Raw genomic sequence first — 12,936 nt, forward strand, 5'->3', positions numbered from 1 at the left:
GTTCCCACCCAGGTCAGTGCTTGAGGATCTTGGAGAGGAAGTCCTTGGCGCGCTCGCTGCGCGGGGCGGTGAAGAACTCCTCCGGCGTGCGGTCCTCGACGATCTTCCCGTCGGCCATGAAGACGACCCGGTTGGCGGCGGAGCGGGCGAAGCCCATCTCGTGGGTGACGACCACCATCGTCATTCCCTCGCGGGCCAGTTGCTGCATGACCTCCAGGACCTCGTTGATCATCTCGGGGTCGAGCGCGGAGGTCGGCTCGTCGAAGAGGAGGGCCTTGGGGTCCATGGCGAGGGCGCGGGCGATGGCGACGCGCTGCTGCTGGCCGCCGGAGAGCTGGGCGGGGTACTTGTCGGCGTGCGCGACGAGTCCGACCCGTTCGAGGAGTTCGCGGGAGCGCCGCTCGGCCTCCTCCTTCTTGCGCTTGCGGACCTTGATCTGCGCGAGGGAGACGTTCGCGAGGACGGTCTTGTGCGCGAAGAGGTTGAAGGACTGGAAGACCATGCCGACCTCGGCGCGCAGCCGGGCCAGCGCCTTGCCCTCCTCGGGAAGGGGCCGGCCGTCGATGACGATCTCGCCCGACTCGACGCGCTCCAGCCGGTTCATCGCGCGGCAGAGAGTGGACTTCCCCGATCCGGAGGGGCCGATGACCACGACCACCTCGCCGCGCCCGACGGTGAGGTCGATGGACTGGAGGACGTGCAGCGCACCGTAGTGCTTGTTGACGCCACGCAGTTCGATCAGCGGATCGACGACGGCCATACGCTGCCCTGCCCCATCTCTCAGCGGTGTCGCGGTCAGCGCAAACTATCCACCAGGAAAAGGGACTTCACGCCCGACACGCATGAAACGGGAATAAGCCGTATTTACTGCGGAAGGGTGGTGCGGGCGGGGTGCCGGGCAGGCGGAGGCTCAGTGCTCGGAGGCCTCCGCGTACACCTGGGAGAGCTGCGGCACGCCCGTCATCGCCCAGTCGAGACCGGCCTCGACGACCTGGATCTCCCGGCCGGAGGCGAGCCGCACCACGGGGCTGCCGCCGGGCCACACCTGCCATCGGGCGCCCGGCACGTTCCGGACGATCACGGTGCCGAGGTAGAGCCCCGCGTCGTTCCCGAACCAGGGGAGCTCTTCCGGATCGTTTCGCCAGCGGGGCGCGAGCTGGTCGAGCTCCTGGAGGGAGTGCGGAGTGTCGTCCAGGGCCACCCCGGCCTCCGCGACGCGGGAGCGCAGCAGCTCGCACTCGGAGAGGAGCTCCGCCACTCCCTCCGGGTCGCGGTCGAAGACCGCGGCCAGGGGGGAGTCCACGGGTTCCGGCTCATGCCGCTTGCGCCAGCTGTCCAGAAAGGGAATGTTCATCCGAACAGCGTCGCACCGTCGCCTCCCGGTCGACCACCCGGCGCGCGGTGATCATCGCGACCCGGCCCTCAGAGGTCGAGGTCGACGACCACCGGCGCGTGGTCCGAGGCGCCCTTGCCCTTGCGCTCCTCGCGGTCCACATAGCTGTCGGTGACCGCCTCGGCGAAGGTCTTGTTCCCGTAGACCAGGTCGATGCGCATGCCCTTGTTCTTCGGGAAGCAGAGCTGGCGGTAGTCCCAGTAGGTGAAGGGGCGGTCGTACTTGAGGGGGCGCGGGACCACGTCGGTGAGGCCGGTCTCGCGGAGCCCGGCGAGCGCGGCCCGTTCCGGCTCCGTCACGTGCGTAGCGCCCTCGAAGACGGCGATGTCCCAGACGTCCTCGTCGGTCGGGGCGATGTTGTAGTCGCCGAGGACCGCGAAGGGGCGCTCCCCCGCCGCGTCCTCCGCGACGGCCGCCTTGAGCGCCTCCAGCCAGCGCAGCTTGTACGCGTAGTGCTCGTGGGCCACCTCGCGGCCGTTCGGCACGTACACCGACCAGACGCGGACCGGGCCGCAGGTCGCGGAGATCGCCCGGGGCTCCTCCAGCGCCTTGTACTCCGGGCCGCCGGTCAGGCCGGTGACCACGTCCTCGAGGCCGACCCGGGAGACCAGGGCCACGCCGTTCCACCGGCCGGTGGCGTTGACCACCGACTCGTAGCCCAGGGCGCGCAGCTCCTCGGCGGGGAACTGCTCGGCGGTGCACTTGGTCTCCTGGATGCACAGCACGTCGGTGCCGCTGCTCTCCAGCCAGGCCAGGAGCCGGGGCAGCCGGGCGGTGATCGAATTGACGTTCCAGGTGGCGATGCGCATGTCCGCAAGCCTACTGGCGGGGTGTGACAGCCGGGCCCCGCACCGCTCAGAGCTCGGCGGAGGCACCCGGGGCGAGGCGGGCGTGGGCGGTGCCGCCGAGCGCGCCGATCTGGCGGTCGTAGATGGGCCGGGCGAGGTCCGTGAGCAGCGCGTCGTGGATGTCGTACGCCCGGCGGGGCTTGACCTCGCGGACGTAGTCGATGACCTCGGAGATCTTGTTCCAGGGGGCCATGACGGGCAGCAGCAGGGTGTCGACGGGCTGGTCGGGCACGGTGAGCGCGTCGCCGGGGTGGAAGACGGCGGCGTCGACGAGGTAGCCCACGTTCGTGACGCGCGGGATGTCCGGGTGGATCACCGCGTGCAGCTCGCCGTGGACCTGGACGTCGAAACCGGCCGCCGTGAAGGTGTCACCGTTCCCCACGGTGTGCACCCGCCCCGGGAAGGCCGCCGAGAGCCGGTCGGCGACGCTGCGCAGCGTCCAGATCTCGGCGGCCGCGTTCGCGTCCAGTGCGGCGCGCAGCCGGCCCTCGTCGAAGTGGTCGGGGTGCTCGTGGGTGACGAGCAGCGCGTCGGCTCCGAGGACGGCGTCCTCCTCGGTGAACATGCCGGGATCGAGGACGAGCGTGCGGCCGTCCTTCTCCAGCCGCACGCAGGCGTGGGACTTCTTCGTCAGCTTCACGCGACCAGGCTACGCCGGGGGTGTCGTCTCCTCCGCGATGACGCGGGTGACCACCCGCAGCGCCGTCTCGGCGGCCGGAAGGCCGCAGTACACGCCCGCGTGGAGCACGATCTCGCGGAGCTCGTCGGGCGACAGGCCGTTGCGGAGGGCGGCGCGGGTGTGGTCGGCGAGGGCCTCCCGGTGGCCCCCGGCGACGAGGGCGGTGACGGTGACGACGCTGCGGGTGCGCCGGTCGAGCCCCTCGCGGCTCCAGACCTCGCCCCAGGCGTAACGGGTGACGAGCTCCTGGAAGGAGCCGTCGGGGTCGGCGGCGAGGGCCTGGTCGACATGGGCGTCGCCGAGGACCTCGCGGCGCAGCGCGATCCCCTTCTCGTACGGGTCGGGCCGGCCGCCCCCGGTGGGCTCGGCGGCCGGGGCGGCCGGAGCGGGCTCGGTCGCGGGGACGGGCGGCGTGCGCGGCGGCGGCACGGTCAGGGTGCCGCTGGGTTCCTGGGCCGTACCGGCGAAGTGCTCGGTGAGCAGGTCGGTGACGGCGGCGGGCTGCTCGACGGGGGCGAGGTGGGAGGCGCCGGGGACGACGGCGAGCCGGGCGTCGGCGATGCCGGCGACCAGGGTGCGGGCCTCGGCGGGCCCGGTGACCTGGTCCTCGGAGCCGACGAGCACGAGCGCGGGGATGCCGATGCTGCCGAGGGCCTCGCGGACGTCGAAGACGGCGAGGGCCTCGCAGGCGGCGATGTAGCAGACGGGGTCGGTCGTCCGGACCATCTGGACGGCCCAGTCGACGATGGCGGGCTGCGCGCCCGCGAAGAGCGGGGTGAACCACTGCTCGGGGGCGGTGCGGGCCATCGGCTCCAGACCGTTGGCGCGGACGATGACGCCGCGCTGACGGAACTCGTCGGCGGTGCCGAACCGGGGCGAGGTCGCGACCAGCGCGAGCGAGGCGACCCGGTGGGGCGCGCGGAGGGCGAGGTCGAGGCCGACCGCGCCGCCGAGGGAACAGCCGGCGTACCCGAAGCGCTGGACGCCGAGCGCGTCGAGCGTGGCGAGGAGCCGGTCGCCGAGCTCGGCGACCGAGGTGAAGGGCTCCGCGGGCGCGCCCCCGTGCCCCGGCAGGTCGAAGCGGACGACCCGCCAGTCGCGGGAGAGCTCCGGTATCTGCCGGTCCCACATGTGGAATGTGGTGCCAAGGGAGGGCCCGAGGACCAGGACCGGGGCGTCTTCTCGACCGTCGACGCGGTATTGCAGGGTGTTCGGTGGTGTCTCGCTCACCCGCTCGACCCTCTCATCTCATTCTGTCGCGCACATCGCCGGGTCGAACTTAGCCGCCTCTTCCCCTCCGCCGCACAGCAGGTCCGGAAGTGCCGCCCACGGCGGGCGCGGGTGATCCGCCCGGCCGGACCGGGCGGATCACCGTGCCCACGGGCTGCGCGGGCGCTGCCGCCCGCGTCTTCCCGCTCAGCCGCTCAGATCCGGCCGCGCGCGAGACGGGTCAGCGGGCCCGTCAGGGGACCGGTCACCGGCTTGGCCGTGGAGCGGCCTATGGCGAACGCGGCGCCGGCGACACCGGCGACACCGGCCGCCGCGCCGGCGGCCACCGTCTTGCGGTGCTTGACGACCGTCCAGGCCGTGGCCGCCATCGTGGCCGCCTTGGCGGCGTTGTCCGTCACCAGCCGCCGGCCACTCTGCAGGGAGTCGGCCGCCGCCCGGCCGGCACGCCCGGTGGCCTCGCCGGCCGAGGAGGCGGTGGCGCGCTTCGCGGCCGTCCGTCCGGCGGTGGCGGCCTTGGCGCCCGCCGTCTTCTTGGCACTCGGGGTGCCGGACTTCTTGGTGTTGTCGTTTTCAGCAGTCATGACGTTCCTCCTTGCCGCTTCGGGTGAAATCACACAGGCCCAGGGGGATCAGCCGCCGTCCCGGGGAAGCAGCGATCCCAGGGGGCCCAGGTCCAGATTGAGGTCGTCCATCGTCAGGCCGTACCGGTCGCAGAGTTCGCCCATACGGTCGTGCAGGATCATCAACGTCATCCCGATACGCTCCTCTTGATCCTCCGTCAGATCGCCTTGGTCGACGCGGTGCACGGCGGTGCGCTCCATCAGCTGCCGGAGCAGTTCGACGATGGTCAGGACGAGTTTGATCAGGTCCCGTTCCACCGTGTCCGGGTCCGTCGCCAGGCGCTGCGCCACCGCGGAGCCCTCGCTCTCGCCCGGCAGCGCCGGCCGCAGGCCGAAGGCCTCGGCTGGGGTGGGTGTCTCGCTCGCTCGGCTCACCACGGCGCCGGCTCCTCTCCCGTGATGGACCGGATCACCGCACGCAGGTTGATGTGGACCAGGTCGACGTCCGCGATGGAGAGGACAAGGTCGCCGGTGAGCACCGCTCCCCCGTTGAGGAGCCGGTCCAGGAGGTCGATCAGGGCGACGGGCGGTCCGGCGAGGGGCTCGGGCGTCGCGAGGGCGCCGCCTGCGGTCCGCGTGCCGCCCGTCATCGGGCCACACCTTCCTCCGTGGCGAAGGAGTACGGGGCCCACGGGCCGGTCACCTCGACGTGCACGCCCGGGGTGGCGTCGGCCAGCGAACCGAGCGCGGCCGTGAACCGGGCGACGGCACGCGTGGGCACGAGATACGCCTCGTTCGCGACGTTCTCACCCCGCGCCGCCGCCAGCTCGCCCTGCTGCGGCCGGTGGACGACCCGCGCGTGGGAGAGTCCCTCCGCCGCGCGGACCGCCTCTGCGGCGGTGACCGCCGCTGCCCGGTAGAGGTCCTGGGTGCTGCGGCGCTGGGCCCGGCGCTGCTGGAGGTACGCACGTCCCGGGCTCGCCGCGACGGCCTCCGCCTCCTCCGCCTTCGGCGGTGGCACCGCGCCGGCGTCGACGTAGACCTTCACGCCGAGTTCCACATGACCGTCGAGGCGAGCCAGCAGGTCCAGGAAACGGTCGCGCTCCGCGGTGAGCGTCTCGGCGACCCGGGTGTCGTCCAGGTACACGGTCGCCAGCCGCATGGGCAGGACGGTCGCCTCCGCGAACGCGGCGTCGACCACCGCGTGGTGGGAACGGGCGATCAGCTCCAGCCGGGCCATGTCCTCCAGCTGCGTGCGCAGGCCCTGCTCCCCGAACGCGCCGGACGGCACGGAGGACACCACCGCCGCGAGGCCGGCGGCGTCGACCAGCCGAAGGGGCCTTCCGTCGACGCCGGTCAGGCGGGCGGCGACGTCCCGCAGGGCGGGCTCGTCGGCGCGGCCGACGGCGTAGACGTACGACATCTCCTGACCGGAGCCGGGCGGCTCGTCCGCCCGGGGCCGGGGGTCGTTGCTCACCGCGTCTCCTCCTCTTCCTGCCGGGAAGCGTGCTCCGCGCCGGACGAGGGGCCGGGCAACCCGGCCGCTGCCCGCAGCTGGGCCAGCTCGGCCCGCAGCCGCTCGTTCTCCTCGGCCAGGGAGTCGCCCGCGGCCGGAGCGGACTCCACGGACGGGGTGGGCCGGGCCCGGGAGGAGAGCGACGGGTCGTGCTCCCACCAGTCGATGCCCATCTCCTTCGCCTTGTCGACGGACGCGACCAGGAGGCGGAGCTTGATCGTCAGCAGTTCGATGTCGAGCAGGTTGATCCGGATGTCGCCCGCGATGACGATGCCCTTGTCGAGCACCCTCTCGAGGATGTCCGCCAGGTTCGCGGACGAGCCCTGCGCCCCTTGGGCGGGAGCGGCTCGCGGCGGGCCCGGCAAGCGGCCGGCCAGTGAATCGGACACGGTGTCACCTCCTGTCCTGTGCGGCTTGTCGGTCAGCGAGCGGAGGCGGCGGTCCGGCGCCGGGAGCGCCGGGCGGGCCTGGGCTCCTCTTCCGGCTCGTCTTCCGGCTCGTCGTCGGGGAGGTCTTCTTCCTCCTCGGCGTCGGTCTCGGACTCGTCGACGTACTCGTCCTCGGGCTCTTCGTCGTCGAGCTCCTCATCGTCGAGCTCTTCGTCCTCGCCCGCCTCGTACTCGTCTACGGGGACGTCCTCGTCCTCATCGGCGGCGTCCTCGAAGCCGTCCTCGTCGGCGGCCTCCGGCTCGGCCGCCTCCTCCTCGTCGATCGCCTCGTCGTGGCCGACCACCACCTCGCCGTCGCGGATCTCGCCACGCCAGCCCTCGGGGGCCTCGCCGCGCAGCATGAGGAACGCGCGGTAACGCTTGAGGTCGAGCCGCGCACGGCGGCCCTGGGCACGCCAGAGACTGCCGGTCTTCTCGATGAGTCCCTTCGGGACGTACTCGAGGACCAGCAGCACCCGCGTGAGGTCGTCGGTGAGCCGGTGGAAGGTCACCACGCCCTTCACGGTGCCCTTCGCGCCCTCGGTGGTCCACGCGATGCGCTCGTCCGGCACCTGCTCCGTGACGTTCGCGGTCCAGCTGCGCGTGGACGCGGCGACCTTCACCGTCCCGTTGCTCGTCGTGTCGTCCGTCTGCTCGACACTCACGACGCCCTTGGCGAAGGTGCTGAACTCCTGGAAGCGTGTCCACTGGTCGTATGCCTCGCGCACGGGCACGCCGACGTCGATGTCCTCGACGATCGTCATGCTCCTGGCCTTGCCGCCTCCCGGGGAACGGCCGCCGCCGAACAGGCCCTTGACCTTGTCGGGGAGCGCATGGCCGCCCTTGGCAGCGTCGCCCGCGCCCTTCCCGGGGTCCGCCAGCCTGGCGACTCCCTCGCCCAGTTTGGCTCCGAGTCGCGTCACCGCGTGTTCGGTCCGGGCGCGCACATAGGAGTGGAGCTCTTCCTTGAGCCGGTCGGTGGCGGGGTGGTCGGCCAGCTCGTTCCTGAGTCTGCCGAGTGCCGAGTCAGTCATCGTCGCCACCGCCCCGCTTGCGGCCGGCCGACGACGCGGTCTTCTTGGCCGCTGTTCTTCTGCGCGTCGTACCGGCCGACTTGCGGGTGCCGGCGGCGGGCTTCTTCCGACCGGTGGCCTCGTCCTCGGCGGGCGCGCCGATGGCCCGCGTGCGCTCGTTCAGGGAGTCGGCGAAGCCTTCCACCCGCTGGGTCAGGGCCGCCGCCGCCGCGGCCTTCGTGGCCTCCACCAGCTCCTTGCGCACCTGGTCGTTCAGGCTGCCGGCCAGCGGCGAGGCGGCCAGGGCCTGACCGAGCCGGCGGGGGTCGAGGTCGAGTCTTCTCCCGGCGAGGAACAGACCGAATCCCAGAGCGAGTTTGGCCTTCCTGGTCCTCCCCAGCAGGTATCCCCCCACCAGGGCCGCGCCTATCCGGGCGTTCTTCGTCATCTTCCGTGCACCTCGTCCTCCCCCGGTCGGTCTGTCTGTCGTCGGCGTGGGCTCAGCTGCCGTTCCCCGAGCCCTGCCAGTACTCCTCGGCCTCTTCGAGCCGGTCCAGGAGCTCGTCCTCGCGGCGGTCGAACTCGTCGGCGTCGATGCGGCCGCTCGTCAGCTCCTGTTCGAGCGCCGCCAGCTGCCCGCGCACCCGCCCGGGGTCGTAGTACTCCCGCTCGGCGGCGGAGATCACCTGGTCGAGGACCCAGGCGGTGCCGCGGACCGGCGCCAGCGGGAGGGTCAGAATGCCGGCTATGAGGCCCATGCCCCTCTCCTCCCGGCCCCGTCAGACGAAGCTGTACGGCGGCAGTGGTCCCGTGAGGGTGAAGCGGTACGCGTCCCCGCGCCGGTCGGCCTCGGCCTGGACGGCCTGGACGAACGCGTCCGTCTGCTCGGACGGGATCAGGAACGAGGCGTTGAGGAAGTGGTCGCCACCGACATCGGCGACGGTGGAGCGGGTGGCCGACCCGCTCAGCAGGGTCACGATCTCGCCGGCCTCCCGCTCGCCCCGGGCGGCGACCTCGCGCGAGACCAGCTCGCCCAGGGCGACCCGGTCCTCGTGGGTGCCGGAGCCGCCGCGGGTGCGCTCGTTGAGTTCCCGGGCCTGCGCGGAGTCGGTGAGGACCTCGCGGAGCATGTCGTCCCCGTCCCTGCCTGCCTTGAGGTTGTACTCGACGTGACCGTCGAGCTCCGCGAGCCGCTGCTGGTACGTGGGCTCCTCCCGGCCCAGGACCTCGGCGACGCGCTCGTCGTCGGGGCCGAGCAGGCCGAACCGCATCGGCAGGGTCGCCCCGTCGGCCATGAGCGCTTCCAGGACGCTCTGATGGGCCATCACGTCGCGCCGCTTGGCCCGCAGGCCGGGAGGCGCGTCGCTCACGACGGCCGTCAGGGTGTCGGTGCGGACGGTGCGCAGCTCCGACGGCGGGTCGCCGACTCCTCGCAGACCGTCCAGGCGCAGGGGGTGCGTGGCGCCGGTGATGGCGTAGACGTACGTGGACAAGGGTTACTCCTCTCGCTTCTGGGCCGTCTGACGGCTGGACGTCGACTTGCGGGCCGTGCGCTTGCGGGGCTCTTCCTCGGGCTCGTCGCGCTTGCCCTGCAGGGTGTCCGTGATGGCCTCCACGGCGCCGCTCAGCGCTCCTTTGGACTTGCCCTTGGCTCCGCTCTCGGTCATCTCGCCGACGATGTCGGTGAGCTGGGTGGGCGCCTTGCGCCCGGACTCCAGGTCGAGCCGGTTGCACGCCTCCGCGAACCGCAGATACGTGTCGACGCTGGCGACGACCACCCGGACGTCGACCTTGAGTATTTCGATTCCGACGAGGGAGACGCGGACGAACGCGTCGATCACGAGCCCTCGGTCAAGAATGAGTTCGAGTACGTCGTAGAGATTGCCCGAACCACTGCCGCCGGTCGAGGCATTGCTCTGCTGGACGAGTGTCATGATGATCTCCTCCCGGTGATGCGCACGGGGCCGGCGATTTCCGCACCGGCCCGCCGGTCACGCGCTGGTTTCAGCGGCGGTCGATCTGCCCCCTCGCGTATCGACGGACGCGTTCGTAGGCGATGAGGTCTCCCCCGGCGTCGAGTTCGACGTGGTAGGTCGCCATCACGCTCATGGTGTCGGGGACCTTTTCGAGTTCGACCACTTCCACGTCCGCCGACCATCCCTCGTCGGTGCGCCGCACCGCCGAGACGGATCCCGGCTCGCAACGGAGCAGTTCCGCGAGCCGGCCGGAGGCGTGGCGCATGGCGGTGGCGACGTCGCATCGCCCGCCGGTGGTGGCCTCGGCCGTTCCGCCCTTCTTTTCCTCGGTCATGTTTCTGATCTCGCCTCCATGCCCCTGGGGATCGGCGCGGAGAAGATCTCCGGCCGTCGAGTGTGGCTGCCGTTCGCGTGCCCCTGCGATCCGAACGTATGCGTGAGGGCGACCGATTCATCGACCGGATGCCGGCATCTCCCGTGACTTTCACTCCCGCGTTTTCGCCTCCGAATTACTCGCCCCGGTGCGGGTAGGCGGGGCGGAACGTGTCGAGAGTCCGGCGAAAGGCCAGTGGTGACGATTTCGGGAATCCTCAGCGCCGTGATCATCGGCGTAGTGGTCGGCCTGCTGGGCCGCCTCGTCCTGCCCGGCAGACAACACATCGGCGTGCTGTGGACGCTTGTGGTGGGGATCGCCGCGGCGCTGCTCGGATCGCTGGTCGCCGCCCTCTTCGGGCTGGCGGGTACACGGGGTGTCGACTGGACGGAGTGCCTGGTCCAGGTCGCTCTCGCCGCACTCGGCGTGGCGGGCCTGGACCGCGTCCTGGGCCACGTCCACCCGCCCAGGCACTGACACCCGCCCTGAACAGGCCCCCGGACGGGGCTTGTTCAGTCGCCCTCGGGAAAGGCGTCCGCCCGTACGTGGGGCATCGGGCTGCTGGACACCCGGTACGGCTCACCGGACGGGCAGGTGGAGGAGGTGACGCGTACGGTCAGCGGGCCGGCCCACTCGTAGCCCTTCCGCTCCCCGTAACGGGCCAGATCGTCCGTCAGGGCCTCCCCCACGTCACCCCGTCCGCGGCGGATGAGCTCCTCGTGCACCCGCGGGTCCAGTTCCACCTCGTAGGCGTTGGGTACGACCACCCTGGTCTCGCTGCACACCACGGCGTGGTCGTCGCACTCGTGGTGCAGTGCCTCGAGCAGTTCGACGTGTTCACGGTGGCGGACCTTGGAGAGCAGGCTGTCCTGCCAGCGTTCCAGGGCCCGTTCCCACCGGGAGAGCCCTTTTCCGCCCCCGTGCCTGCCGCCGGTCACCGTCGCCCACGCAGCCGCCCGAACAGCCTGCGCGCCTGGTCGCGCGTGCGCGGGTCGGCGGCGGCGCGGCGGGCCGACGCGATCGTCCGCTGTCCCTGCGGACTGCGGGTGAACTGCTTGATGCGGGCGATCAGTCCGGACATGTCTCCTCCTTGGGCCGTGTACGGTCCGCCTACCCGGGGACGGCGGGAGGATGTCCGCGACTTCGGGCTGCTTGAGAGGAGGTCAGGGGCTGGTGGTGGAGACCGCGTACACCCGGGGGAAGGCGGGCTCGGTGAGGTCCACGGTGATGTCGGTGCGCGGCCGGGGGTCTTCGCGGGTCACGCTGGTGCCCGCCCACGTCATGCCGTCGACGAAGCCCCAGCCGGCGATCTCGGCGTCGCGCTCGCCGACGGTGATCCGGCCCGGGGTCAGCGCCGAACGGGCGGTCCCGGACTCGGCGAGGAAGGCGTCGAGGCCGCCGGCTGTCGTCGTGAACTGGACGTACAGCCGGCTGGTCTTCCAGTTGCTGGTCTCGTAGTAGGCGACGTCCCAGGCCCCGGACGGGATCGGGACCTCGAAGACCCGGCGCTTCATCAGCGAGGGCCAGTTGGCCTGGAGCCCCGCCGCCGAGGACTCGCGCTCCTTGTCGCGGCCGCTGTCACGGCTCTGGCCCGCCGAGATGACGAGGTAGCCGGCCGGGATGCCGACGAGGAGCACGATGATGACGGCCGTCAGCCAGCGGCGGCGGATCATGTGCCGGCGGTCCTCGGGCAGCTTGTCGTGCGGGGTGCGGGACGGGGTGGACTGGTGGGGCACGGTCATGAAGGGGGGTCCTCGGGGGTACGGGGGGCCCGGGCCGTCGTGCCGTTGCGCAGGGCCTGGGCGTAGCGCTCGTACCGTTCGTACCGCTCGACGCGGCGCCGGTTGGCGCGGCGGAAGCGGCGGGCGACGAGCCGGGCGAGGTCGGCGGCGCCGACCATGCCGGCCTCGGGGCCGAGCTGGGCGCGGGTGATGCGGGCCTCGGGCCGGTAGCCGCGGCCGGTGAGGTGGCGGCGGAAGGCGTCCCGGGCGGGGCCGATGAGCAGGTCGTCGGCGGCGGAGACGCCTCCGCCGATGACGAAGCAGGAGGGGTCGAGGGCGGCGGCGAGGTTGGCGATGCCGACGCCGAGCCACTGGCCGATGTCCTGGAACAGCTCGACGCACATGGCGTCGCCCTCGCGGGCGAGTTCGGTGATGAGGGGGCCGGTGATGTCGGGGATGTTCCCCTTGACCCGCTCGATGATCTGGTGCGCGACCGGGGAGTCGGCGGCGGCCAGCTCGCGGGCCTCGCGGACCAGCGCGTTGCCTGAGCTGTACTGCTCCCAGCAGCCGCGGTTGCCGCAGGGGCAGCGGTGGCCGCCGGGGACGACCTGCATGTGGCCGAACTCGCCGGCGACGCCGTACTTGCCCCGCTTGACCTGCCCGTCCTCCAGGATGGCGCCGCCGATGCCGGTACCGAGGGTGATCATGACGAGGTGGTCCTCGCCGCGTCCGGCGCCGAAGCGCCACTCGGCCCAGGCGGCGGTGTTGGCGTCGTTGTCGACCATGACGGGGACGGCGAGGCGGCCCTGGAGGGCGTCGCGGAGGGGCTCGTTGCGCCAGGCGAGGTGCGGGGCGAAGAGGACCCGGGCCCGGTCGGCGTCGACCCAGCCGGCCGCGCCGATGCCGACGGCGTGGACGTCGTGCCGGTCGGAGAGGTCGAGGACCAGTTCGACGATGGTGTCCTCGACGACCTTGGGGCTCTTGGACTTGTCCGGCGTCTCCGTGCGGAGCTGCTCCAGGATGTTGCCGTCGGCGTCGACGACGCCGGCCATCACCTTCGTACCGCCGATGTCGATGCCGACGGTCGGCACCCGGGGCGCCGTCAGGTGGGAGCGCCGCTCCCGGGACCCGACGGTCCGCAGCACGGTCCCGCGGGCGGCTCCCCGGTGGGCGAGGTCACGGTAGGTACTCATCGGCTC

The 12,936-nt window shown here is 72.0% G+C and carries 21 protein-coding genes; 1 reads left to right on the plus strand and 20 read right to left on the minus strand.

Features of this window, described 5'->3' with window-relative positions:
* Positions 1-13 precede the first annotated feature (13 nt).
* The 16 genes from ACZ51I_RS10295 to ACZ51I_RS10370 all read right to left on the minus strand — a co-directional run bounded on the left by ACZ51I_RS10295 (position 14) and on the right by ACZ51I_RS10370 (position 9,977).
* Positions 14-760 (minus strand): amino acid ABC transporter ATP-binding protein, encoded by a 747-nt coding sequence (locus tag ACZ51I_RS10295; RefSeq protein ID WP_468873488.1) that lies wholly within the window; start codon positions 758-760, stop codon positions 14-16.
* A 150-nt stretch (positions 761-910) separates the two neighbouring features.
* Positions 911-1,354, minus strand: coding sequence for a DUF6278 family protein (locus tag ACZ51I_RS10300; protein ID WP_468873490.1), 444 nt, complete (start codon positions 1,352-1,354; stop codon positions 911-913).
* Between the two features lie 68 nt (positions 1,355-1,422).
* On the minus strand, positions 1,423-2,202 hold the full coding sequence (locus ACZ51I_RS10305; RefSeq protein WP_468873493.1) for an exodeoxyribonuclease III: 780 nt from the start codon (positions 2,200-2,202) through the stop codon (positions 1,423-1,425).
* Positions 2,203-2,248: 46 nt separating this feature from the next.
* Positions 2,249-2,881, minus strand: coding sequence for an MBL fold metallo-hydrolase (locus ACZ51I_RS10310; RefSeq protein ID WP_468873495.1), 633 nt, complete (start codon positions 2,879-2,881; stop codon positions 2,249-2,251).
* Positions 2,882-2,890: 9 nt separating this feature from the next.
* Positions 2,891-4,150, minus strand: a complete 1,260-nt coding sequence (gene pcaDC, locus ACZ51I_RS10315; protein WP_468873497.1) for a bifunctional 3-oxoadipate enol-lactonase/4-carboxymuconolactone decarboxylase PcaDC — start codon at positions 4,148-4,150, stop codon at positions 2,891-2,893.
* Between the two features lie 194 nt (positions 4,151-4,344).
* Positions 4,345-4,731, minus strand: a complete 387-nt coding sequence (locus ACZ51I_RS10320) for a hypothetical protein (RefSeq protein ID WP_468873498.1) — start codon at positions 4,729-4,731, stop codon at positions 4,345-4,347.
* A gap of 48 nt (positions 4,732-4,779) precedes the next feature.
* Entirely contained in the window at positions 4,780-5,148 is a 369-nt protein-coding gene (locus ACZ51I_RS10325; protein ID WP_468873500.1) for a gas vesicle protein K, read from the minus strand.
* On the minus strand, positions 5,142-5,360 hold the full coding sequence (locus tag ACZ51I_RS10330; protein WP_468873502.1) for a gas vesicle protein: 219 nt from the start codon (positions 5,358-5,360) through the stop codon (positions 5,142-5,144). Before ACZ51I_RS10330 ends, ACZ51I_RS10325 begins: the two co-directional genes overlap by 7 nt.
* Positions 5,357-6,187: a GvpL/GvpF family gas vesicle protein gene (locus ACZ51I_RS10335; RefSeq protein ID WP_468873504.1), complete on the minus strand. Its 831-nt coding sequence runs from the start codon at positions 6,185-6,187 to the stop codon at positions 5,357-5,359. Before ACZ51I_RS10335 ends, ACZ51I_RS10330 begins: the two co-directional genes overlap by 4 nt.
* On the minus strand, positions 6,184-6,615 hold the full coding sequence (locus ACZ51I_RS10340; RefSeq protein ID WP_468873506.1) for a gas vesicle protein: 432 nt from the start codon (positions 6,613-6,615) through the stop codon (positions 6,184-6,186). The genes ACZ51I_RS10335 and ACZ51I_RS10340 overlap by 4 nt, the downstream gene beginning before the upstream one ends.
* A 32-nt stretch (positions 6,616-6,647) precedes the next feature.
* A complete protein-coding gene (locus tag ACZ51I_RS10345; protein WP_468873508.1) occupies positions 6,648-7,688 on the minus strand; it encodes an SRPBCC family protein in 1,041 nt (346 codons plus the stop codon).
* The gene (locus tag ACZ51I_RS10350) at positions 7,681-8,115 is read right to left on the minus strand and encodes a hypothetical protein (protein WP_468873510.1); all 435 of its coding nucleotides are present in this window, start codon (positions 8,113-8,115) and stop codon (positions 7,681-7,683) included. Before ACZ51I_RS10350 ends, ACZ51I_RS10345 begins: the two co-directional genes overlap by 8 nt.
* A gap of 52 nt (positions 8,116-8,167) precedes the next feature.
* Entirely contained in the window at positions 8,168-8,425 is a 258-nt protein-coding gene (locus ACZ51I_RS10355) for a gas vesicle protein GvpG (RefSeq protein ID WP_468873512.1), read from the minus strand.
* Between the two features lie 21 nt (positions 8,426-8,446).
* On the minus strand, positions 8,447-9,160 hold the full coding sequence (locus ACZ51I_RS10360) for a GvpL/GvpF family gas vesicle protein (RefSeq protein ID WP_468873515.1): 714 nt from the start codon (positions 9,158-9,160) through the stop codon (positions 8,447-8,449).
* Positions 9,161-9,163: 3 nt separating this feature from the next.
* The gene (locus tag ACZ51I_RS10365) at positions 9,164-9,601 is read right to left on the minus strand and encodes a gas vesicle structural protein GvpA (RefSeq protein WP_468873517.1); all 438 of its coding nucleotides are present in this window, start codon (positions 9,599-9,601) and stop codon (positions 9,164-9,166) included.
* Between the two features lie 70 nt (positions 9,602-9,671).
* Entirely contained in the window at positions 9,672-9,977 is a 306-nt protein-coding gene (locus ACZ51I_RS10370; RefSeq protein WP_468873519.1) for a gas vesicle protein GvpO, read from the minus strand.
* 237 nt (positions 9,978-10,214) lie between these two features.
* Here ACZ51I_RS10370 and ACZ51I_RS10375 point away from each other — a divergent pair, with 237 nt between their 5' ends.
* Positions 10,215-10,493 carry a GlsB/YeaQ/YmgE family stress response membrane protein gene (locus ACZ51I_RS10375; RefSeq protein ID WP_468873522.1) on the plus strand — a complete coding sequence of 93 codons (279 nt, stop codon included), beginning with the start codon at positions 10,215-10,217 and terminating at the stop codon, positions 10,491-10,493.
* A gap of 35 nt (positions 10,494-10,528) precedes the next feature.
* On the opposite strand, the gene ACZ51I_RS10380 is transcribed toward ACZ51I_RS10375, so the two are convergent.
* The 4 genes from ACZ51I_RS10380 to ACZ51I_RS10395 form a co-directional block, all read right to left on the minus strand.
* Positions 10,529-10,954, minus strand: a complete 426-nt coding sequence (locus ACZ51I_RS10380; RefSeq protein ID WP_468873524.1) for an FhaA domain-containing protein — start codon at positions 10,952-10,954, stop codon at positions 10,529-10,531.
* Positions 10,951-11,097: a hypothetical protein gene (locus ACZ51I_RS10385; RefSeq protein ID WP_468873526.1), complete on the minus strand. Its 147-nt coding sequence runs from the start codon at positions 11,095-11,097 to the stop codon at positions 10,951-10,953. Before ACZ51I_RS10385 ends, ACZ51I_RS10380 begins: the two co-directional genes overlap by 4 nt.
* An 82-nt stretch (positions 11,098-11,179) precedes the next feature.
* Positions 11,180-11,758, minus strand: a complete 579-nt coding sequence (locus tag ACZ51I_RS10390; protein WP_468873528.1) for a hypothetical protein — start codon at positions 11,756-11,758, stop codon at positions 11,180-11,182.
* On the minus strand, positions 11,755-12,930 hold the full coding sequence (locus ACZ51I_RS10395; protein WP_468873531.1) for an ROK family glucokinase: 1,176 nt from the start codon (positions 12,928-12,930) through the stop codon (positions 11,755-11,757). The genes ACZ51I_RS10390 and ACZ51I_RS10395 overlap by 4 nt, the downstream gene beginning before the upstream one ends.
* Between the last annotated feature and the right edge of the window lie 6 nt (positions 12,931-12,936).

It is taken from the genome of Streptomyces sp. NPDC034084 (assembly GCF_055575535.1).

Coding starts and splice junctions, on each gene's coding strand:
- ACZ51I_RS10300 (WP_468873490.1), bottom strand. CDS start 1,354: ATGAACATTCCCTTTCTGGACAGCTGGCGCAAGCGGCATGAGCCGGAA.
- ACZ51I_RS10345 (WP_468873508.1), bottom strand. CDS start 7,688: ATGACTGACTCGGCACTCGGCAGACTCAGGAACGAGCTGGCCGACCAC.
- ACZ51I_RS10365 (WP_468873517.1), bottom strand. CDS start 9,601: ATGACACTCGTCCAGCAGAGCAATGCCTCGACCGGCGGCAGTGGTTCG.
- ACZ51I_RS10385 (WP_468873526.1), bottom strand. CDS start 11,097: ATGTCCGGACTGATCGCCCGCATCAAGCAGTTCACCCGCAGTCCGCAG.
- ACZ51I_RS10370 (WP_468873519.1), bottom strand. CDS start 9,977: ATGACCGAGGAAAAGAAGGGCGGAACGGCCGAGGCCACCACCGGCGGG.
- ACZ51I_RS10395 (WP_468873531.1), bottom strand. CDS start 12,930: ATGAGTACCTACCGTGACCTCGCCCACCGGGGAGCCGCCCGCGGGACC.
- ACZ51I_RS10390 (WP_468873528.1), bottom strand. CDS start 11,758: ATGACCGTGCCCCACCAGTCCACCCCGTCCCGCACCCCGCACGACAAG.
- ACZ51I_RS10355 (WP_468873512.1), bottom strand. CDS start 8,425: ATGGGCCTCATAGCCGGCATTCTGACCCTCCCGCTGGCGCCGGTCCGC.
- ACZ51I_RS10295 (WP_468873488.1), bottom strand. CDS start 760: ATGGCCGTCGTCGATCCGCTGATCGAACTGCGTGGCGTCAACAAGCAC.
- ACZ51I_RS10320 (WP_468873498.1), bottom strand. CDS start 4,731: ATGACTGCTGAAAACGACAACACCAAGAAGTCCGGCACCCCGAGTGCC.
- ACZ51I_RS10305 (WP_468873493.1), bottom strand. CDS start 2,202: ATGCGCATCGCCACCTGGAACGTCAATTCGATCACCGCCCGGCTGCCC.
- ACZ51I_RS10350 (WP_468873510.1), bottom strand. CDS start 8,115: ATGACGAAGAACGCCCGGATAGGCGCGGCCCTGGTGGGGGGATACCTG.
- ACZ51I_RS10330 (WP_468873502.1), bottom strand. CDS start 5,360: ATGACGGGCGGCACGCGGACCGCAGGCGGCGCCCTCGCGACGCCCGAG.